Raw genomic sequence first — 20,997 nt, 5'->3', positions numbered from 1 at the left:
CTGCTTTGGCAACCTCACAGTGAGAATTAGATGCCAAAGCTTGGGATGGAACCTATCCGTCGTGCCGCGCTAGTGAAAGCGACGATTGACGAAATCGGTGCCGCAGGGACGCTGGACATAACGGTTAGCCGTATTGCTAAGCGTGCCGGTATGTCATCTGCCTTGGCGCATCACTATTTTGGTGGCAAAGACCAAATTTTCTTGGCCGCGATGCGACATACGCTGACGGTCTACGGTGCCGAAGTACGCGGTGCATTAGCCATGGCAGACGATAATGTGTCGCGATTGCAGGCAATTATCCGCGCAGGCTTTACCAATTCGAATTTCCGTCGCGAAGTTATTGCCGCATGGCTGAATTTTTATGTGCTGGCGCAATCAAGCTCCGAAGCACAGCGGCTGCTCATGATTTATCAACGGCGATTACATAGTAATCTTGTCTATAACCTTCGTCCGCTTGTTGGTGATCGTGCAGACATCGTCGCCGAGCGAATCGCTGGGCTGATCGATGGACTTTATTTACGTCACGGGCTCGACCAAAACGGTGACGCTGGCATGGATGCCGCAGAACATGTGCTTGCCTTGTTGCAAGCCGAACTAAGGGAAACGACATGAGCCAGCCAAATATCTTGATCATCATGGTGGACCAACTGAATGGAACACTCTTTGAAGACGGCCCTGCTGATTGGCTACATGCGCCAAACCTCAAAGCGTTGGCCGCGCGTTCGACGCGTTTTAAGAACAGCTATACGGCGTCACCGCTCTGCGCACCTGCGCGTGCTGCGTTCATGTCTGGCCAGTTGCCCAGCCGGAACGGGGTCTATGACAACGCTGCCGAATTTACATCTAGCATCCCAACCTATGCGCACCACTTGCGCCGGGCGGGATACCAAACTTGCCTATCGGGCAAAATGCATTTTGTCGGTCCCGACCAAATGCATGGGTTTGAAGAACGGCTCACCACCGATATCTATCCAGCTGATTTCGGCTGGACCCCTGACTACCGTAAACCCGGCGAACGGATTGACTGGTGGTATCACAACATGGGGTCGGTCACCGGGGCAGGTGTCGCGGAAATTTCCAATCAGATGGAATATGATGACGAGGTCGCATATCACGCGACCCGTAAAATCTATGACCTGTCGCGTGGCCACGACGCGCGCCCTTGGTGCTTGACCGTCAGCTTTACGCATCCGCACGATCCCTATGTGACCCGCAAGAAATACTGGGACCTGTACAACGATTGCGAACATCTTGATCCGACAGTCGGTGAAATCGCTTATGACGATCTCGATCCGCATTCCAAGCGCCTGTATGACGCGATGGATGCCAAGAATTTCGACATCACACCCGAACATGTCCGTCGGGCACGTCAGGCGTATTTCGCGAACATCAGCTATCTCGACGATAAAATCGGTGAAGTCCTGCAAACGCTAAAGGATTCGCGGCAAGAGGCGACGATCATGTTCGTGTCCGACCACGGCGATATGCTGGGCGAACGCGGCATGTGGTTCAAGATGTCGTTCTTTGATGGATCGGCGCGCGTGCCGCTGATGATCGCTAGCCCGGAGATGAAGCCGGGGCTGATCGAAACCCCCGTGAGCACCATCGACGTAACACCAACGCTTTGTGATATCGCGGGCGTGGATATGTCCGAAGTCATGCCATGGACCAGCGGCGAAAGCCTTGTGCATCTGGGGCAGGGCGGTGAACGCGATACACCCGTCGCAATGGAATACGCCGCCGAAGGCAGCTATGCGCCGCTTGTGTCCCTGCGCTATGGTAAATGGAAATATAACCGTTGCGCACTAGATGCGGATCAGTTGTTCGACATGGACGCCGATCCGCAAGAACTTACCAACCTTGCCGACGTGCCTGCGCACCAAGGTACAGTCGCACAGCTTCGCGCCAAATCCGAGGCCCGTTGGGACCTTGCCAAATTCGACGCCGATGTGCGCCACTCACAAGCCTGCCGCTGGGTCGTCTATGAGGCCCTGCGCAACGGTAATTACTACCCATGGGATTACCAGCCGTTACAAAAAGCGTCTGAGCGATACATGCGCAATCACATGGACCTAAATGTTCTTGAGGACGGCCAACGCTTCCCGCGTGGCGAATAAACCCCTCGCTTTGTTTGAAATACTCCCGCCGGAGGCACCTGCCATGACCACACAACCCACCGCCAGCCACTTTATCGATGGCCAATATGTCGAAGACACCGCAGGCGAGGTGATCGATGTGATTTACCCCGCGACGGGCAAATCCATCGCGACCCTACATGCCGCGACCCCGGCGATTGTTGAACAAGCATTAGCATCAGCCAAACGCGCGCAGAAAGAATGGGCCAGCTGGACCGCGACCGACCGTGGTCGCGTGTTGCGTAAAGCTGCTGACATCATGCGCGAACGCAACCATGAACTTTCAGTGCTGGAAACCTATGACACGGGTAAACCATATCAAGAAACTTCTGTTGCAGATGCCACATCCGGTGCCGATGCGTTGGAATATTTCGGCGGGTTGGCCGCTAGCATCACGGGCGAACACATCCAATTGGGCGAAGATTTCGTCTACACCCGCCGCGAACCGTTGGGCGTTTGTGTTGGGATCGGCGCATGGAACTACCCCACACAGATCGCATGTTGGAAAGCTGCGCCTGCGCTCGCTTGTGGCAATGCGATGGTTTTCAAACCGTCTGAAATGACACCGCTTTGCGCGCTGAAAGTCGCAGAAATTATGGTCGAGGCAGGCGCGCCCGCTGGCGTCTATAACGTGATCCAAGGCTATGGCGCAGTTGGTGCATCGCTGATCACCGACCCGCGTGTCGATAAGGTCTCACTGACCGGTTCCGTGCCAACGGGCCGCAAGGTCTATGCCGCTGCTGCCGAAGGCATGCGCCATGTGACCATGGAGTTGGGCGGCAAATCCCCATTGGTTATCTTTGACGATGCTGATCTCGAAAATGCCGTTTCTGGCGCGATCCTTGGCAATTTCTATTCCAGTGGTCAGGTCTGTTCGAATGGTACACGCGTGTTCGTGCAAAAGGGCATCAAGGATGCGTTTTTGAAACGTATGACCGAACGGCTTGCGGGTATCAAAATGGGTGATCCGCAAGATCCTGAGGTGAATTTTGGCCCGATGGTATCCGAACGCCAGCGTGACATTGTTGAAGGCTTCATTGCCAAAGGCAATGAGGAAGGTGCAACGCTTGTCACGGGCGGTAAACGTGTGGATGGCGAAGGTTTCTACCTAGAAGCCACAGTATTCGCAGACGTCACTGACGGCATGACCATCGCACGCGATGAAATCTTTGGGCCGGTGATGTCCGTGCTTGATTTCGATACCGAAGAAGAAGTTCTAGAGCGCGCCAATGCGACCGAATTCGGCTTGGCCGCTGGTGTGTTCACCGCCGATCTAACCCGTGCGCATCGCATGGCCGCCGGTTTTGAGGCAGGCACATGCTACATCAACACCTATAACCTTGCACCGGTCGAGGCCCCATTTGGCGGGTCGAAAATGTCAGGTGTCGGGCGCGAAAACTCAAAAGCGGCCATCGAACATTACAGCCAGATCAAAGGCGTGTATGTGGCGATGGGCGAAGTCGAGGCACCGTTCTAATGCAAGCAGATTATGTAATTGTTGGGGCCGGTTCGGCCGGTTGTGCCATGGCGTATCGTCTGGCCGAAGCTGGTAAGCATGTGCTTATCATCGAACACGGTGGTTCAGATCGTGGTCCGTTCATTCAGATGCCAGCGGCGCTGTCTTATCCAATGAACATGAAGATGTATGATTGGGGACTGAAAACAGAACCTGAACCGCATCTAGGTGGCCGCTCGCTGGTCACACCACGCGGCAAGGTCATCGGGGGATCGTCGTCGATTAACGGGATGATCTATGTGCGCGGTCACGCGCGTGATTTTGATCACTGGGCCGAAAGCGGGGCGCATGGTTGGTCCTATGCAGATGTGCTGCCCTATTTCAAACGTATGGAACATTGGCATGATGGCGGCCATGGTGGTGATCCTGCATGGCGCGGCAACGACGGCCCCCTCCATGTCACACGTGGCCCACGCAAAAACCCACTGACCCGCGCGTTTGTGAAAGCGGGCGAAGAGGCGGGTTATCCTGTGACTGGCGATTACAACGGTCAGCAGCAAGAGGGATTTGGCCCCTTTGATGCGACGATTTATAAAGGTTACCGTTGGTCCGCAGCGAACGCATATCTGCGCCCTGCATTGAAACGCGCCAACTGCAACATCACGCGTGCCTTTGCACGTCGTATCGTGATCGAAAATGGCAAGGCTGTTGGTGTCGAAGTCAGCCGCGGTAATAAGATCGAAGTGATCAAAGCCAACGTCGAAGTCATCGTTGCTGCGTCTTCGCTAAACTCACCAAAATTGCTGATGTTGTCTGGCATTGGCCCAGCGGAACATCTGGCCGAGCACGGTATTGACGTGGTCGCAGACCGTCCCGGCGTGGGGCAAAACCTGCAAGACCACCTTGAACTTTACATTCAACAAGCCGCGACAAAACCTGTCACGCTGTTTTCCTATTGGAACCTGCGTGGCAAGGCCAAGATCGGGCTGGAATGGTTGCTTTGGAAAACCGGTTTGGGATCTTCGAACCAGTTTGAAAGCGCTGGCTTTATTCGCTCTGACAAGGGCGTTGATTACCCTGATATCCAGTACCACTTCCTGCCGATTGCAGTCAGTTATGACGGCAAGGTCGCGCCAGAAGGGCATGGTTTCCAAGCACATGTCGGCCCGATGCGGTCGAAGTCGCGCGGGCAGGTCACGCTGCGGTCAAGCGATCCGAACGATAATCCGAAGATTGAGTTCAACTATATGTCCGAGCCTTCCGATTGGGAGGATTTCCGCAAGTGTATCCGCCTCACCCGCGAAATCTTTGGACAGGCCGCGTTTGACGAATATCGTGGTCATGAGATCCAACCGGGTGAAGCCGCGCAGTCTGACGAAGAGTTGGATAACTTTATCCGCGAACATGCCGAAAGTGCTTATCACCCGTGTGGTACCTGCAAGATGGGCGCGGTTGATGACCCAATGGCTGTTGTTGATCCAGAGGCCCGCGTGATCGGAGTAGAAGGTCTGCGGCTTGCTGATAGTTCGATCTTCCCGCGTATTACCAACGGGAACCTGAACGCGCCCTCCATTATGGTCGGAGAAAAAGTGTCTGACCACATTTTGCAGCGTAACCCGTTGCCAGCTGTGAACGATGAGCCTTGGATCAATCCGAACTGGGAAACATCACAGCGTTAACCTTTATTAACATCACCCCTTGAACGGGGGTGATGTTAACATTTACTTAACCGGCATGTTCCGGTTTTGGTCTCTTCTCATTTTTATAATTAGCGCCTCGGCTGCTATGGCTGCGCCTAATGGCACGATCCATGTGATCGACGCTGATACGTTGGATGTCGGCGGTGTGCGGGTGCGTTTGCATGGCATTGATGCGCCCGAGATGGGGCAGCCTTGTTCCGTGAATGGTGACGAATGGGATTGCGGTGCGTGGGCACGTAATGCCGTGTTGGCCCTATACGAGGGTCGCGACGCACGATGTGCCAAAGTTGATACTGATCGATATGGGCGCGTCGTTGCACGCTGCACTGTCGATGGTGCGGACATGGGTGCAACGATTGTGAGTGCAGGATATGCTTGGGCCTATCGGCAATATTCAGGCGATTATGATCTGGATGAAAAGGCGGCGGCCATAATGGGTCGCGGACTTTGGGGATTTCAGGTGCAAGCGCCAGCCGAGTATCGGTCGGAACAGGTCGCCGAACGCAACGCGCCAACGACCGACTGCGTGATCAAGGGCAACATTTCGGGTGGTGGTCGTATCTATCATGTTCCGGGCAATCAAAACTATGACCGAACCGGGATAAACACGGCAACTGGTGAGCGCTGGTTTTGCACGGTGACCGAGGCCGAAGCGGCGGGTTGGCGCCCCGCACGTCGTTAAATTTGTTGATCCGGATCAATGTGAGGCCATACGGGCCGCTTTATGATGACCTCAATTGGACATCAGAAGGATAGAACCATGTCTCACACACCTCATGAATTGCTAGCGGAATTCCCTGACCAGCTTGAGGTAATGCAGCAGCTAAAAGCATCTAACGCGCATTTCGCAAAGCTGTACGATGAATACCACGATCTTAACCGTGCGGTTCACCGCGCCGAGACTGACGTAGAGCCGACAGATGATCTGAACATGGCGCAAATGCGTAAACAGCGGATGGCTTTGAAAGACAAAATCGCAAATTTGCTAGCAAACGCGGCCTAGTTCACATCTTAGGCAGAGGTTTCATTGTCTCTGCCTTCGACGGTATCTTGGAATTTTTCAAAGAACTGATCGGCCATCTTTTTGGCAAATCCGCCGATCACGCGGCTGCCCAATTGCGCTAGCTTGCCGCCGACTTTTGCATCGACCACATAGCTAAGTTCGGTCCCTTCAGTGACGGGTGAGAGCGTTACATCGGCCCGCCCTTTGGCAAATCCTGCAACCCCACCTTTGCCTTCGCCAACGATTGTATAGCTATTAGGTGCGGCAACGTTTTCAAGTGTGACTTCACCCTTGAAGGTCGCGGATACCGGGCCGACCTTTTGTTTGACGACTGCGGCAAATCCGTCTTCGGCTGATCCCGTCAATTCCTGACAGCCCGGGATGCAGGCTTGCAAGGTTTCAGCATTGTTAAGATGCGCCCAGACTGTATCGATGTCTGCTGTGATGACACGTGTGCCTGTCAGTTCCATATTGTGTTTTCTTTCCTAGAATGACGTTCAGTCGATTTGATAGGGTAGTACGCCGCGCGTATTTGGATCAACGCGAAGCTGGCGTTCAAGTGGGGGTACTGACCGCTGATGACAATTGCGGCGTTCGCAGATTCGGCACGAAATCCCGATCGGGGCATAGGCATCTGCCGCGCCCAAATCCATGTGATCGGCGTAGACCAGCGCGGGTGCGTGGCGCACCTCGCACCCTAACCCAATTGCATAACGCCGTGTTGGGACATTATATGCGCCGCCCGATTTGCTGACGTCGCGGGCAAGGCAGAAATAGCGTGCACCGTCTGGTGTTTCGGCAAGTTGGCGCAAGAATTGGCCCGGTGTTTCGAACGCTTGGTGCATGTTCCACAGCGGGCAGGCCCCACCGTATCGTGCAAATTGCAGTGTCGTGGCCGAATGGCGTTTGGTGATCGTTCCGGCCTGATCGACCCGAACAAAGAAGAATGGAATGCCCTTTGCGCCAGGGCGCTGCATGGTCGAAAGGCGGTGCGCGACTTGTTCGATGGACGCGCCGAAACGTGTCGCAAGCACCTCTAGGTCGTGCCGTTCTTTTTGTGCGGCGTCTAGGAATGCGCCGTATGGCATCAGGGCGGCCCCTGCAAAGTAGTTCGCAAGCCCAACTTTCGCGATGCTGCGGGCCTCGGGTGATTGAAAACGGGCAAGGTCCAGTGTTGCGTCTAATAATGCTTCTTGCGTGATCAGCGCGAGCTGCAGTAACAATTGAAAGCTTTGGGTTGCAGGGTGCGCATAGCGCGAAATAGTCAACGTTTTGCTAGGGGCATCGTAGTGGCGAACCGTATTGGTGTCGCCGTAAACGACATTGATTTGCTGGGCTGACAGCGCGCGAATAACGGCGTCTGCGATTGTCTCATCCGGTTCGCGTTGGCTTGCGAAACGTTCGGCACTGCGATCCACGGCATCGATATAGTTGTCGCAATAGTGAAAGAAATCACGCACCTCTTCCCATGGGCTGGGTTGCAGGCGGGCGTCTTCACGGCCCAATGCCTCGTCTAGGGATGCAAGTCGTTCATGGGTTTGGCGATAAGCGGCGTGTAGATCTAGGAACGCGCGGGCTATCGAGGGGGCGTTTGCGGCGACCAGCCGCAGGTCAGCAAGGGCAGGGGCCGCGCCGCTTAGGACCGGATCGGCCATCGCTTCGCGCATATCCCCTACAAGGCGGGCTTCGTCCCCGGCTTGTAATTCGGTCACGTCGAACCCGAACTCTTGCGCCAAGCCCAGTACCACCGCAGTCGAAACGGGGCGGTTGTTATTTTCCATTTGGTTTAAGTAGGGCAGGGACACGCCAAGTTTTCCGGCGAAATCCTTTTGCGTCAGCGATAGCCGTCCACGGAGTTCGCGCAGCTTTGCGCCCGCATAGAGTTTCTGAACGGCCATTTGGCTACCTTTGCAAGTTTGCTAACTTAAATTAGCCAATGCAAAGGTGGGGTCAAGCGATCTTGCGTTCGCGCCAGATGACGAACAGCACGGACAAGAGTGAACATACTGCTGTCGCGAGCATCAGAAGTTGAAGGGGCAGAGTGCCTGTTTCGACTGTCAAAATTCCTCCTGCCAGTTGAGAAAGGGCCGCGCCACCGCCAATCATGATTGCCCCGCTTAGTCCGCTGGCTGTACCTGCAAGGTGGGGTCTGACCGAAATTGACCCAGCCATCACATTCGGTAAGACGATACCGTTGCCGAGGCCAAGAAATATACAAAACCCAAAGAAATTAAGCGGATGTACGATGCCTCCTATTGTGAGGGCTGCAGACATTCCAAGGCCGATAATGGTGAGGCTGGTTCCAATGACTGCCATTTTATTGATGCCGACGCGTATCGAATATTTGCCTGACAGGAAGTTCCCGACCGCATATCCAATGGCTGGCGCGCCAAGGGCAATGCCGCTCCACATTGGGGAAAGCCCAAAGATCGTACTGCCGACAAAGGATGCTCCGCCCAGTAGGGCGAAGAATGCACCTGACGAAAACGCACTGCACAGCGCGTAACCCCAGAAACGCGGCGAACTTAGTAGCTCTGGGTAGGCTTTGACCTGATCGCGAAAGCTAACGCCACCCTTTGCAACCGTTTCGCCAAGATCCAGATATACGAGAATAAGGGTGGCAGCCCCTGCGAGTGCAAGAAAAACGAATGTTGCATGCCAGCCGAATGCCTCGTCTAGTAGTCCACCGACCATCGGGCCGAACATCGGAACTAGTGCTGTGCCCATCGTAACATAGCCCATCATTGATGCGGCTTCTTCTTGGGAAACGATATCGCGTACGATTGCGCGGCTGAGCGCGAGGGATGTGGCGACCGCGGCCTGCAGAATACGGAAAAATAAGAAGGCTTGTACTGTCGGTGCAAGAAATGCGCCGATTGACGCGATGACGAAAATTGCCAGTGCACCCATGATCATGATGCGCCTGCCGTAACGGTCCGAGATTGGGCCGATGAATATTTGCAGCACAGCAGTCGCGGCCAAGTAGCCAGATAACGCGATCTGCATGATGGCGTAGTCGGTGTCGAAGTAGGTCGTCATCTTGGCGAGTGAGGGCAGAAAAATCGACATGCTTAGCGCTGACATGCCTGTGATAAGCACAAGGGTGACAATATGTGGTGGCGTGCTGCGATCTAAAAAACGAATGAAGGGTAAATTGCTCATTGCCAAGAGTTAGGTGCGCGCGTTTGGGTTGTCTATCGGTGAGCGTGATAAATTTTTATCAAAAGGCAAAAGTTTGCATGTTTGCATAATGTGGGTTTAGCTAAACGTAGAATTTGCAAATATTCCGCTTCGTGCTTCGCGATAAAACCGATTAGGGTTAAGAGAGTATATCGAATTGGCGAAGGGGCGATCTGATGGATGTTTTGCAAGAGCTCGAAAACCGGCGTGACATCGCGCGGCTTGGCGGTGGTGAACGTAGGATCGCTGCACAGCACAGCAAAGGCAAGCTAACCGCGCGCGAGCGGATTGATCTATTGCTGGACGAAGGGTCGTTCGAAGAATTCGATATGTTTGTCGCGCATCGCTGCACCGACTTTGGGATGGAAGATGACCGTCCAGCGGGTGATGGTGTTGTAACGGGCTGGGGCACGATTAACGGTCGTATGGTCTATGTGTTTTCACAGGATTTCACTGTCTTCGGTGGTTCGCTATCCGAAACGCATGCCCAAAAGATTTGCAAGATCATGGATATGGCTATGCAAAATGGCGCGCCAGTGATTGGTATCAACGACTCAGGTGGCGCGCGTATCCAAGAAGGCGTTGCATCGCTTGCGGGCTATGCCGAGGTTTTCCAACGCAATATTATGGCATCGGGCGTTGTTCCACAGATCAGCCTGATCATGGGCCCTTGCGCGGGAGGTGCCGTTTATAGCCCGGCGATGACCGACTTTATCTTTATGGTCAAAGATAGCAGCTATATGTTTGTGACTGGTCCTGACGTTGTGAAAACTGTCACGAACGAAGTCGTGACCGCCGAAGAACTTGGCGGTGCATCGACCCATTCCAAGAAATCCAGCGTTGCAGATGGCGCGTTTGATAACGATGTCGAGGCTTTGGCCGAAGCGCGCCGTTTGGTTGATTTCTTGCCGTTGAATAACCGCGAGAAACCACCGGTACGTCCGTTCTTTGATGATGTGAACCGGATTGAAGACAGCCTTGATACGCTGATCCCTGATAACCCGAACGCGCCTTATGACATGAAAGAGCTGATTCATAAGCTCGCAGATGAAGGTGATTTTTATGAAATTCAGGAAGAGTTTGCGAAAAACATTCTGACTGGATTTATTCGCCTTGAAGGATCGACAGTCGGTGTCGTGGCTAACCAACCGATGGTGTTGGCTGGCTGTCTTGATATCGATAGTTCACGCAAAGCCGCGCGTTTTGTGCGGTTCTGTGATGCCTTTGAAATTCCGATCCTGACCCTCGTTGACGTGCCCGGTTTCCTCCCTGGTACATCACAAGAGTACGGTGGCGTTATTAAGCACGGAGCGAAATTGCTCTTTGCTTATGGTGAGGCCACTGTACCCAAAGTGACTGTTATCACCCGCAAAGCTTACGGCGGCGCATATGACGTGATGGCGTCCAAACACCTGCGCGGCGATTTCAACTATGCGTGGCCGACGGCTGAAATCGCGGTGATGGGCGCCAAGGGCGCAACCGAGATCATCCACCGCGGTAAAACGCCCGAAGAAATCGCGGAGCGGACGAAAGAATACGAAGATCGTTTCGCGAACCCATTTGTTGCCGCTGAAAAAGGGTTCATCGACGAAGTGATCATGCCGCATTCGACACGCAAACGGGTATGCCGGGCCTTTGCATCGCTAAGGAGCAAGAAATTGCAAAACCCGTGGAAGAAACACGACAACATTCCGCTGTGATATTATGGCGCTGCGTGGTTAATGCACGCAGCAAAGATCACATCGAAAGGGAACAATAATGGCACTGCCATATATGGATAAACATCGTGGCTTTCCTGGGCGATTGCCGGGGACGGATTTTCAGTTCGTGCTTCGTCGCGCCAATAAGGACGGTGCGACAGAATTGACAGAACGCGTGCGTTACCCTGATCGCCGCCCACCCGATAAACGCGCGGATGCAGGCTTTATGCAGGCGCTGTGGGAACATTTCGGCGAAGAGCCATTCGTGCGCGGTAATCTAGATGCGGGGCGCATCAGTTGGTTGTTTGGCCGCGAAGTGATCCCAGCCGAGGATCCATTTGATCCCGCTGATTACGAGGCCATGTTGAAGATCGATGTAAAAGTCGCGCAGGTCAGCTTTCCCGAAGTATTCGGAAAATAACGAGATGGTGGCGGGGGTTCATATGCAGTGCGGTGTCACAAGTGGGCGAAAATTAGCCCAATTGTGGGGGGGCATCATAAGTGGGTATGCAGATGCGTTCCGGTCGCACAGACTAAAGTTAGCGTATCAAAGGTCTGCCAACAGACTTCGCATAGATCGCCCATCCACCGACCCCTCAATTTACCGGTCTGCCTCCTCACTAGGTGGACCGGACCTCGATTTTGGTCCGAATATCGGCGGAAAAGCGACTGTTATTGAATATCACGCAACTGTGTCTATTGATTTAGCTGTGAATAGGGCCAATTCTTGGTCTGCAAACACAATTTCAAAGGGCAGAAAACTATGCAAAAGACATCAATCATCCTTGCCGCAGTGGCTATGTTCGGCCTTGCTGGCTGTCTTGAAGGCGACGTGGAGCGCGGCGTTGCAGGCGCAGGCGCAGGTCTTGTTGCGGCTGAAGTGCTGGGCACAGATCGTACCGGGACCATTCTTGCTGGTGCGGCCGCAGGCGTACTTTGCGATGATGCAGGCATCAACGGTTGTAGGTAATACGAATACGCGCGCCATTTCGGCGCGTATAAATCAAATGAATCGCCGCCCGGGTATTACTCCGGCGGCGATTTTTTGTTTGGGGGAGCCAACATGTTCAAGAAAATCCTAATCGCTAACCGAGGCGAGATTGCCTGCCGTGTGATCAAGACCGCACGCAAAATGGGCATTCAGACCGTCGCGATTTATTCTGATGCTGACAAAAATGCGCTGCATGTCAAAATGGCAGACGAGGCCGTTCACATCGGCCCGCCCCCTGCGAACCAGTCTTACATCGTCATCGACAAGGTGATGGATGCGATCAAGCAGACCGGCGCAGAAGCGGTGCACCCCGGTTATGGCTTTCTGTCCGAAAATTCCAAATTTGCCGAAGCGCTAGCCGCTGCTGGCGTTGCCTTTATCGGTCCGCCAACGGGTGCAATTGAAAAGATGGGCGATAAGATCACGTCCAAGAAAATTGCCCAAGAGGCGAATGTTTCGACCGTTCCTGGTTATATGGGGCTGATTGAAGACGCCGAAGATGCGGTCAAGATTTCCAACCAAGTTGGTTATCCCGTCATGATCAAAGCCTCTGCCGGTGGTGGTGGTAAGGGTATGCGTATCGCGTGGAACGATGACGAAGCACGCGAAGGTTTCCAAAGCTCCAAGAACGAAGCGGCCAGCAGCTTTGGCGATGACCGCATCTTTATCGAAAAATTCGTGACCCAACCGCGCCACATCGAAATTCAGGTCTTGGCGGATAGTCACGGTAACGCTGTTTATCTGCACGAACGCGAATGTTCGATCCAGCGCCGGAACCAGAAGGTGATCGAAGAAGCACCAAGCCCATTCCTTGATGAGGCGACCCGCAAAGCGATGGGCGAACAGTCTGTCGCATTGGCGCAGGCCGTTGGCTACACAAGCGCGGGTACGGTGGAATTCATCGTTGATGGTGACCGGAATTTCTATTTCCTGGAAATGAACACGCGCTTGCAGGTGGAACACCCCGTCACCGAACTGATCACGGGTGTTGATCTGGTCGAACAGATGATCCGTGTCGCCGCAGGTGAAAAGCTGCCGTTCGCGCAGTCCGATCTGAAAATTAATGGCTGGGCGATGGAAAGCCGCCTGTACGCCGAAGACCCATATCGGAACTTCCTGCCTTCAATCGGCCGTTTGACCCGTTATCGCCCCCCAACAGAAGAGGCGACACCTAGCCGGGCAGTTCGCAACGACACGGGGGTGTTCGAAGGCGGCGAGATCAGCATGTATTACGATCCGATGATCGCAAAGCTTTGTACTTGGGCACCGGATCGCGCCACTGCGATTGAAGAAATGCGTTTGGCGCTGGATGGGTTTGAACTCGAAGGTATCGGTCACAACCTTCCGTTCTTGGCTGCGGTCTATGACCACCCGAAATTCACCAGCGGCAACATGACGACTGCCTTTATCGAAGAAGAATACCCCGACGGGTTTGAAGGCGTAACGCTGGATGAGGATGCTTGCATCCGGATCGCAGCGGCGACCTCTGCCATGCACCGTGTTGGCGAAATTCGACGCGCACGCATTTCAGGCACGATGGGTAATCATGAACGCCACGTTGGCGAAGATTGGGTCGTAAGCCTTCATGGCGCGTCACATGAAGTAAAAATAGACGCCGACCGTGATGGCGCTACTGTCACAATCGGTGACGCAACGCTGCGTGTCGAAAGCGATTGGACACCGGGTGACCCGCTTGCCCGTTTAACGGTCGATGGTTCGCCACTGGTTCTTAAGGTTGGCAAGATTTCGGGCGGGTTCCGGGTGCGGTATCGTGGGGCTGATATTAAGGTACACGTACGCAGCCCGCGTCAGGCGGAGCTCGCCAAACTGATGCCAGAAAAGCTTCCGCCGGATACCTCAAAGTTCCTACTGTGCCCGATGCCCGGTCTGATCGTGAAGGTCGATGTGCAAGCAGGCGACGAGGTTCAAGAAGGCCAAGCACTGTGCACTGTTGAGGCGATGAAAATGGAAAACATCCTACGCGCCGAACGAAAGGGCATCGTGAAAAAGGTCAACGCAGCCGGCGGTGATAGCCTCGCTGTGGATGACGTGATCATGGAGTTCGAATAAGTGACCTACTGCGCCAACAAACGACGGTCTTCGACCTCTTGCTGGCGCAGGGGCATTTTGTCGATGGATCGCGATAGCTCTCGTACGCTCCATGGTGTGGGTTTGCGCAGCGCGACACGCCCGTCTTTGCCGAGCAATGCCATGGAATATCCGCGTGGACGTAGTGTTGTGCGTACAGACGTTAGCGCGGCTGGGTCTGTGTCGGTGATGATGATCACGTCACGCTCAGCTAGATCATCGCGACCGGAAGAAAGCAGGTCCATTTGTTGCTGGAAACGTGGGTCGTTGGGACTGTCTGCAAAGACAATCAAAGGCCGTGCGATCCAGTGCAATTCGTCTAGCGACACATCACTTGCATCGAAAATTTCTGTGTGGTCAGCCTCCCAGCGTTCCAGAACAGTTCGTTCTTGGGCTGCAAGCGCGTTGCCGAAAGCGATGATGAAAACGGTTAAACCGATGTGCGTTAGTAACTTCATAACATTAGATATAGCTGTCGCTTGCCCAAATTCTAAGGGCCAAGCGCACATTCGCGAAATTAATTTCGCACCCTCAGCAGGAGGCCAGCATGACCGATAAGAAAAAATGGGAAGAAATCGCCACAAAAGAACTACGTGGCAAACCCTTGGATGCCCTGACATGGGACACATTGGAAGGCATCGCGGTCAAGCCGTTGTACACCGCCGAAGATACCGCTGACCTGCCGCATATTGGGGGCATTCCGGGTGCTGCGCCTTTTACGCGTGGTGTAAAGGCCACGATGTATGCGGGCCGCCCTTGGACGATCCGGCAATATGCAGGTTTTTCGACAGCCGAAGAATCGAACGCGTTTTACCGCAAGGCCTTGGATGCCGGTCAGCAGGGTGTGTCCGTTGCTTTTGACCTAGCAACACACCGCGGCTACGACAGCGACCATCCCCGGGTCGAGGGTGACGTTGGCAAAGCTGGCGTTGCGATTGATAGTGTTGAGGATATGAAAATCCTGTTCGATGGTATTCCGTTGGATAAGGTTTCCGTGTCGATGACGATGAACGGCGCAGTGATCCCGATCCTTGCGAATTTCATCGTCGCTGGCCAAGAGCAGGGCCACGATAAAGCGTTGCTGTCCGGCACGATCCAGAACGATATCCTCAAGGAATTCATGGTTCGGAATACTTATGTGTATCCGCCAGAGCCGTCGATGCGGATCATTGCGGATATTATTGAATACACCTCGAATGAGATGCCGAAGTTCAACTCTATCTCGATCTCTGGCTATCACATGCAAGAGGCGGGCGCGAACCTTGTCCAAGAGCTGGCTTACACATTGGCCGATGGCCGCGAATATGTCCGTGCCGCGATTGCGCGGGGCATGGATGTGGATGCATTTGCTGGGCGCCTGTCGTTCTTCTTTGCTATCGGCATGAATTTTTTCATGGAGGCCGCAAAGCTACGCGCGGCCCGATTGCTGTGGTCGCGGATCATGGAAGAGTTCGAACCAAAGAACCCAAAGTCATCCATGCTACGTACACACTGTCAGACCAGCGGCGTTTCATTGCAGGAACAGGACCCATACAACAACGTAATCCGCACAGCGTATGAGGCGATGGCGGCCGCACTGGGTGGTACGCAATCTTTGCACACAAACGCCTTGGACGAGGCTATCGCGCTGCCAACCGAATTCAGCGCGCGTATTGCTCGCAACACGCAGCTGATCTTGCAAGAAGAAACAGGCATCACCAATGTCGTCGATCCGCTGGCGGGGTCGTACTATGTCGAAAACCTGACCGCTGAACTCGCGGATAAGGCGTGGGCGCTGATCGAAGAAGTCGAAGAATTAGGTGGCATGACCAAGGCGGTGGCCTCTGGGATGCCCAAACTGCGTATTGAAGAAACCGCCGCCCGTCGGCAAGCGGACATTGATCGCGGCACCGAAGTGATCGTCGGAGTGAATAAATACCGCAAGGACAAAGAAGACCCGATTGATATCCTTGATATCGACAATAACGCGGTCCGCGAGGGCCAAGTCAAACGTATCGCCGCGACCAAGGCTGGCCGCGATGCGGCCGCTGTTGACGCGGCGCTCGATGAACTCACCCGCCGTACGACCGAAGGCGGAAATCTTCTAGAAGCTGCAGTCGAAGCCGCGCGCGCGCGCGCCACAGTCGGAGAAATCAGCATGGCGATGGAGAAGACATTTGGACGGCACCGCGCAGAGGTCAAAACGCTCGCTGGTGTATATGGGGCCGCTTATGAAGGCGACGAAGGCTTTGCTGAAATCCAGCGCAGTGTAGAAGCCTTTGCCGAAGACGAAGGTCGCCGCCCGCGGATGCTGGTGGTGAAGATGGGCCAAGATGGTCACGACCGGGGGGCGAAGGTCATCGCGACCGCATTTGCCGATATCGGTTTTGACGTCGATGTTGGCCCACTGTTCCAAACGCCAGCCGAAGCCGCACAAGACGCGATCGACAATGACGTGCATGTCATCGGGATCAGCTCGCAAGCTGCGGGTCACAAAACGCTGGCACCACAGTTAGTGCAGGCGCTTAAGGATACGGATGCCGACGATATCATCGTCATCTGTGGCGGCGTGATCCCCCAACAGGACTATCAATTCCTGTATGATAACGGCGTTAAGGCGATCTTTGGGCCCGGAACGAACATCCCCAAGGCTGCTCAGGATATTTTGAGCTTGATTAGGGATGCACGTTCTTAGGGTGTATTGAACAGAAATAGTCGCCGAAACGTTAGGCGGCTAATCTGCGATTTGAAGCGATCATCAGAACGCCATAGCCCAGCAATCCTGAGACAAGCGAACCAGAAAGCACGCCAAGGCGGACTTGGTTCATCAGTTCTGGGCTATCAAAGCTAAGGGACCCAATAAAGAGAGACATCGTAAAGCCGATACCTGCAAGGCAAGCCACGCCATAGATATGCGCCCAATTCGCTCCGTGAGGCAGGCGGACGAGGCCCAACTTAACCATCGCATAGCTTACGCCAAAAACACCGACCTGCTTGCCGATGATGAGTCCCAACGCGATACCGATTGGAAGCGGCGCAAAAAGATCGCTTACTGAAAGCCCCTTTAGCACGACACCAGCATTCGCAAATGCGAATATCGGTATGATAAGATACAAAACGTAAGGCGTTAATCCATGCTCTAGCGCGTGAAGCGGTGACTTTCCGTAGCGATCTTTGATCGGGATAAGGAATGCCGTGATCACCCCTGCGAGCGTCGCATGGACACCCGATTTCAGTACAAAGAACCACATGATTGCGCCCAAAAGAATTGCGGGTGCCAGTCGGTGCGTGCCACGTAGATTCAATACTATCAGACCGATCAGTGGCAAAATTGATAAGAACAGGTAATCGACCTTAAGGTTCGCTGTATAGAATAACGCAATGATCAAGATTGCGCCGAGATCGTCCAAGATGGCGAGCGTTAGTAAAAACACCTTGAGTGATGCAGGTGCGCGTGCGCCGACAAGAGCCAGTATACCCAGCGCAAACGCGATATCTGTTGCGGCGGGGATCGCCCAACCGCTGATAGTTAGCGGATTGCCCCAGTTGAAGGCGACAAAGACAAGCGCGGGCACGATCATACCACCGATGGCGGCCATTCCCGGTAAAATCACGTCACGCGGGTTCTTTAGTTTCCCTTCTAAAATTTCGCGCTTTAGCTCAAGCCCGATGAGGAAAAAGAAGATCGCCATCAATCCATCATTGATCCATAAAATGGCAGGCTTTTCTATGCCTTCGCCGTTCACTGTGATGGCAAGATACGCACCTAGGAAACGATCGTATAATGGGGATAGGCCAGAGTTCGCGACAATCAATGCCACTACGGCTGAAGCCATTAACAGTAATCCCCCAAAAGCGTCGTGACGAAAAAAACGATCGAGCGCGGCGCGTAGAGCCATGTGCTTATCCTATAGATATGTGAATTATCACTTCTATCTAACGTGCTGCGTGCTTGCATCAAGGCTTGAATGAGGGTTTCTTGAGAAATTGACTGATGCTTTGGGGGCCGTTTGGATGTTTGTGCTAGATCATTTGGCCGTTGGGGCGGCGACCCTTAATGAAGGTGTCGACTGGGTGCAATCGCAGTTGGGTGTTGTGCTTGAACGGGGTGGTTCGCACGAAAAATACGGTACGCATAATATGCTGCTTGGTCTCGAAGATGGTCTTTACCTCGAAGTGATTGCCAAAGATCCTGATACCATTCCTTCTGCCGAACATAGTTGGTTTGGGTTGGACGATTTTACAGGTCCGCCACGTTTGGCCAATTGGATCTGTTGCGCCGATAATCTGAGCGACTATGCCGATACGGCTGGACCCAAAAGACGATTGGAGCGTGGCAATTTGCGCTGGGATATTACCGTTCATGATGGTGGCAGACTGCCGTTTGGTGGGGGTTTTCCCACGTTGATAAAGTGGGGCGCGTGTACTGTTCACCCTGCCCAAATCCTCAAACTGTCTGGGTTGCGATTGCGTGAATTTACAGTCTCGCATCCAGAGGCCACGAAAATTGCCAGCCTTGCGCCGCTAGATGATCCACGCATTCGGTTTAAAGTCGGACCACAGGGTTTCGTTGCCCGGTTTGATGGTCCGAACGGATTGAAGGAACTACGATGATACGCCCAGCCGTGGCCGGTGACGCGCCAGCGATCGCGCAGATATGGAATGCTGCCATCCGTGATACGACGATCACGTTTAACCCGGATGAAAAATCAGTCGATGACGTTGCTGCTCTGATCGAACAGGCTTGTCTTGTGTGGGAGGTCGAAGGCCGTGTTCAAGGCTTTGCGCGGTACTTTCAGTTTCGCGGTGGTGCGGGTTATCGGTACACGGCAGAACATACGATCATGCTACATCCTGATGCGCACGGGCAGGGTGCAGGGCGGCAATTGATAAAGGCGCTGTGCGACCATGCGAAAAATGCTGGCATGCATACCCTGTTTGCTGGCTGCAGCGCAGAGAACCCCGGTGCGGTGCGATTTCATGCCGCGCTTGGGTTTCAGACGGTTGCAACCTTGCCCGAAGTGGGGTTCAAGTTCGGCCGTTGGATCGATCTCGTATTGATGCAAAAGCACCTTTGAAAGGAATGCATATGTCGATCTGGTCGCGCATTGCCGAAGCGCTTGCCGCACTTACAGCGGGCGAAGGGCTTTCTGCGGTCTTTGAAAAGCTGCGGACATCACCAGACCGGACTGTGGCCTTTGCGATTGCTGTGATTGCCTTGGGTGCAAAGATGGCCAAAGCAGACGGAATCGTGACACGCGATGAAGTTGTGGCCTTTCGTGAAGTATTCGTCATTCCCCCAGAGGAAGAGGAGAACGCAGCGCGTGTGTTCAACCTCGCGCGGCAGGACGTCGCTGGGTACGAAAGCTATGCCCGCCAGATCAAGGCAATGTTTGGCGATGATGACCGGCCACTATGCCACCTGATGGAAGGCCTGTTCCAGATCGCGATGGCTGACGGTGTTTATCATCCGAAAGAGGATGATTTTTTGCATAATGTCGCCCAGATATTCGGTTTCGATGATCGGCGTTTTCGCGGTATCCGCGCGCAGTTCGTGACCGAGGCTGAACGCGATCCATACGATGTGTTGGGTGTGTCACCTGAGACACCTATGGACGAGGTTCGCAGCGCTTGGCGGCAGTTAGTACGCGATACGCACCCTGATCAAATGATAGCGCGTGGCGTCCCAGAAGAGGCCGTGAAACTAGCAGAACGCCGCATGGTTGCAATAAACCGTGCTTGGGAAGAAATCCAAGGTGCCAGCAGATGAGAATAGCGACCTACAACGTCGAATGGTTCAATAGCCTGTTTAACAACGCAGGAGAGCTGATCAATGACGGTGGGTGGTCATCGCGCTGGGACGTGACGCGTGCGCAGCAAACCCAAGCCTTGGGTGATGTGTTCACTGCGATGGATGCTGATGCCGTTATGATTATCGAGGCCCCCGACACAAGCCCGCACAGACATACTGTTACTGCGCTTGAAAGCTTTGCAGCGTATTTTGGACTTCGTGCGCGTTCAGCCGTGATGGGGTATCCAAATGACACCCAACAAGAAATTGCGATGCTATACGATCCTGATGTGGTTACGGCGGTGCATGATCCGAAAGGCGACGATAAATTTCCAAGATTCGACCAAACCTTCGCCATGGATATTGATGTTGATGCTGCTCCAGAGCCGATCCGTTGGTCCAAGCCGCCGCTTGAATTGGCCGTGACTGGCCCGACAGGGCCCTTGCGTTTGATCGGTGTCCACGCAAAGTCTAAGGCCCCGCACGGTGCCCGTAACGATGCCGAAGCAATCCGAATTTCAATCGAGAACCGCCGTAAACAATTGGCGCAATGTGTCTGGTTGCGTGGGCGGGTCGAAAGCCATTTGGCGGCTGAGGAACACTTGATCGTGTTAGGCGATTTCAACGATGGTCCGGGTCTGGATGAATACGAAAAACTGTTTGGCAGATCAGGCGTCGAAATCGTTCTGGGCGAAGGCAATGGAACGCAGATGTTTGACCCGCATGCGCGACAGGCGCTTAGCAGCCGTTTGGGGGCGATGCCAACCACATCTCGGTTCAAGCGCAAGGGTGAACCGTATCTTCAGGCGCTGTTAGACTACATTATGGTTTCACCAAGCCTGCGGTCAAAGAAACCTCAATGGCAAATTTGGCACCCGTTTGATCACCCTGATTGCTATGAAAATGAGCCTTTGCGGAATGCATTACTGCTTGCGTCTGATCATTTTCCGGTGGTTTTGGATTTATCAGCCTAG

The 20,997-nt window shown here is 54.0% G+C and carries 20 protein-coding genes; 15 read left to right on the top strand and 5 right to left on the bottom strand.

The window, feature by feature from the left end; translation table 11 throughout:
* The first annotated feature begins 30 nt into the window (after positions 1-30).
* From betI to CYQ09_RS07705, 6 genes are all read left to right on the top strand, one after another.
* Positions 31-612 carry a choline-binding transcriptional repressor BetI gene (betI, locus tag CYQ09_RS07730; protein ID WP_106744845.1) on the top strand — a complete coding sequence of 194 codons (582 nt, stop codon included), beginning with the start codon at positions 31-33 and terminating at the stop codon, positions 610-612.
* Positions 609-2,117 (top strand): choline-sulfatase, encoded by a 1,509-nt coding sequence (betC, locus tag CYQ09_RS07725; RefSeq protein ID WP_106744844.1) that lies wholly within the window; start codon positions 609-611, stop codon positions 2,115-2,117. The genes betI and betC overlap by 4 nt, the downstream gene beginning before the upstream one ends.
* A gap of 43 nt (positions 2,118-2,160) precedes the next feature.
* Positions 2,161-3,612, top strand: coding sequence for a betaine-aldehyde dehydrogenase (gene betB / locus CYQ09_RS07720; RefSeq protein ID WP_106744843.1), 1,452 nt, complete (start codon positions 2,161-2,163; stop codon positions 3,610-3,612).
* The gene (gene betA / locus CYQ09_RS07715) at positions 3,612-5,270 is read left to right on the top strand and encodes a choline dehydrogenase (protein ID WP_106744842.1); all 1,659 of its coding nucleotides are present in this window, start codon (positions 3,612-3,614) and stop codon (positions 5,268-5,270) included. The genes betB and betA overlap by 1 nt, the downstream gene beginning before the upstream one ends.
* Positions 5,271-5,376: 106 nt before the next feature.
* Positions 5,377-5,973: a thermonuclease family protein gene (locus CYQ09_RS07710; protein ID WP_239495886.1), complete on the top strand. Its 597-nt coding sequence runs from the start codon at positions 5,377-5,379 to the stop codon at positions 5,971-5,973.
* A 78-nt stretch (positions 5,974-6,051) separates the two neighbouring features.
* Entirely contained in the window at positions 6,052-6,294 is a 243-nt protein-coding gene (locus tag CYQ09_RS07705; protein WP_106744840.1) for a YdcH family protein, read from the top strand.
* 8 nt (positions 6,295-6,302) lie between these two features.
* Here the strand turns inward: CYQ09_RS07705 and CYQ09_RS07700 are convergent, their stop codons facing one another.
* Genes CYQ09_RS07700 through CYQ09_RS07690 form a run of 3 tightly spaced genes read right to left on the bottom strand, consistent with a single transcriptional unit; the run spans position 6,303 to position 9,456 of the window.
* Complete coding sequence (locus CYQ09_RS07700) at positions 6,303-6,764, bottom strand: CoxG family protein (RefSeq protein WP_106744839.1); 462 nt, start codon at positions 6,762-6,764, stop codon at positions 6,303-6,305.
* Between the two features lie 27 nt (positions 6,765-6,791).
* Complete coding sequence (locus tag CYQ09_RS07695) at positions 6,792-8,192, bottom strand: helix-turn-helix domain-containing protein (RefSeq protein WP_106744838.1); 1,401 nt, start codon at positions 8,190-8,192, stop codon at positions 6,792-6,794.
* A gap of 52 nt (positions 8,193-8,244) precedes the next feature.
* Positions 8,245-9,456, bottom strand: coding sequence for a multidrug effflux MFS transporter (locus CYQ09_RS07690; protein ID WP_106744837.1), 1,212 nt, complete (start codon positions 9,454-9,456; stop codon positions 8,245-8,247).
* 191 nt (positions 9,457-9,647) lie between these two features.
* Here CYQ09_RS07690 and CYQ09_RS07685 point away from each other — a divergent pair, with 191 nt between their 5' ends.
* From CYQ09_RS07685 to CYQ09_RS07670, 4 genes are all read left to right on the top strand, one after another.
* The gene (locus tag CYQ09_RS07685) at positions 9,648-11,174 is read left to right on the top strand and encodes an acyl-CoA carboxylase subunit beta (RefSeq protein WP_106744836.1); all 1,527 of its coding nucleotides are present in this window, start codon (positions 9,648-9,650) and stop codon (positions 11,172-11,174) included.
* A 58-nt stretch (positions 11,175-11,232) separates the two neighbouring features.
* Positions 11,233-11,595, top strand: a complete 363-nt coding sequence (locus CYQ09_RS07680) for a hypothetical protein (protein WP_106744835.1) — start codon at positions 11,233-11,235, stop codon at positions 11,593-11,595.
* Positions 11,596-11,937: 342 nt separating this feature from the next.
* Positions 11,938-12,144: a hypothetical protein gene (locus tag CYQ09_RS07675; RefSeq protein ID WP_106355155.1), complete on the top strand. Its 207-nt coding sequence runs from the start codon at positions 11,938-11,940 to the stop codon at positions 12,142-12,144.
* Between the two features lie 93 nt (positions 12,145-12,237).
* Positions 12,238-14,235: an acetyl-CoA carboxylase biotin carboxylase subunit gene (locus CYQ09_RS07670; RefSeq protein WP_106744834.1), complete on the top strand. Its 1,998-nt coding sequence runs from the start codon at positions 12,238-12,240 to the stop codon at positions 14,233-14,235.
* 5 nt (positions 14,236-14,240) lie between these two features.
* On the opposite strand, the gene CYQ09_RS07665 is transcribed toward CYQ09_RS07670, so the two are convergent.
* A complete protein-coding gene (locus tag CYQ09_RS07665; RefSeq protein WP_106744833.1) occupies positions 14,241-14,711 on the bottom strand; it encodes a DUF4174 domain-containing protein in 471 nt (156 codons plus the stop codon).
* An 89-nt stretch (positions 14,712-14,800) separates the two neighbouring features.
* Here CYQ09_RS07665 and scpA point away from each other — a divergent pair, with 89 nt between their 5' ends.
* Positions 14,801-16,927 carry a methylmalonyl-CoA mutase gene (gene scpA, locus CYQ09_RS07660; protein ID WP_106744832.1) on the top strand — a complete coding sequence of 709 codons (2,127 nt, stop codon included), beginning with the start codon at positions 14,801-14,803 and terminating at the stop codon, positions 16,925-16,927.
* A gap of 31 nt (positions 16,928-16,958) precedes the next feature.
* Here the strand turns inward: scpA and nhaA are convergent, their stop codons facing one another.
* Positions 16,959-18,131: a Na+/H+ antiporter NhaA gene (nhaA, locus tag CYQ09_RS07655; RefSeq protein ID WP_106744831.1), complete on the bottom strand. Its 1,173-nt coding sequence runs from the start codon at positions 18,129-18,131 to the stop codon at positions 16,959-16,961.
* 88 nt (positions 18,132-18,219) lie between these two features.
* Between nhaA and CYQ09_RS07650 the strand changes: the two genes are divergently transcribed.
* From CYQ09_RS07650 to CYQ09_RS07635, 4 genes are read left to right on the top strand one after another with little or no spacing between them, the layout of a single operon-like run.
* Entirely contained in the window at positions 18,220-18,846 is a 627-nt protein-coding gene (locus CYQ09_RS07650; RefSeq protein WP_239495885.1) for a VOC family protein, read from the top strand.
* The gene (locus tag CYQ09_RS07645; protein ID WP_106744829.1) at positions 18,843-19,310 is read left to right on the top strand and encodes a GNAT family N-acetyltransferase; all 468 of its coding nucleotides are present in this window, start codon (positions 18,843-18,845) and stop codon (positions 19,308-19,310) included. Before CYQ09_RS07650 ends, CYQ09_RS07645 begins: the two co-directional genes overlap by 4 nt.
* Before the next feature lie 11 nt (positions 19,311-19,321).
* Positions 19,322-20,002 (top strand): molecular chaperone DjiA, encoded by a 681-nt coding sequence (locus tag CYQ09_RS07640; RefSeq protein ID WP_106744828.1) that lies wholly within the window; start codon positions 19,322-19,324, stop codon positions 20,000-20,002.
* Complete coding sequence (locus tag CYQ09_RS07635) at positions 19,999-20,997, top strand: endonuclease/exonuclease/phosphatase family protein (RefSeq protein ID WP_106744827.1); 999 nt, start codon at positions 19,999-20,001, stop codon at positions 20,995-20,997. The genes CYQ09_RS07640 and CYQ09_RS07635 overlap by 4 nt, the downstream gene beginning before the upstream one ends.

This window comes from Yoonia maritima, from assembly GCF_002933395.1.
Taxonomy (GTDB): Bacteria; Pseudomonadota; Alphaproteobacteria; order Rhodobacterales; family Rhodobacteraceae; genus Yoonia; species Yoonia maritima_A.
Note: the sequence above shows the minus strand (reverse complement) of the source record. Positions and strands in the feature narration are given on the sequence as shown.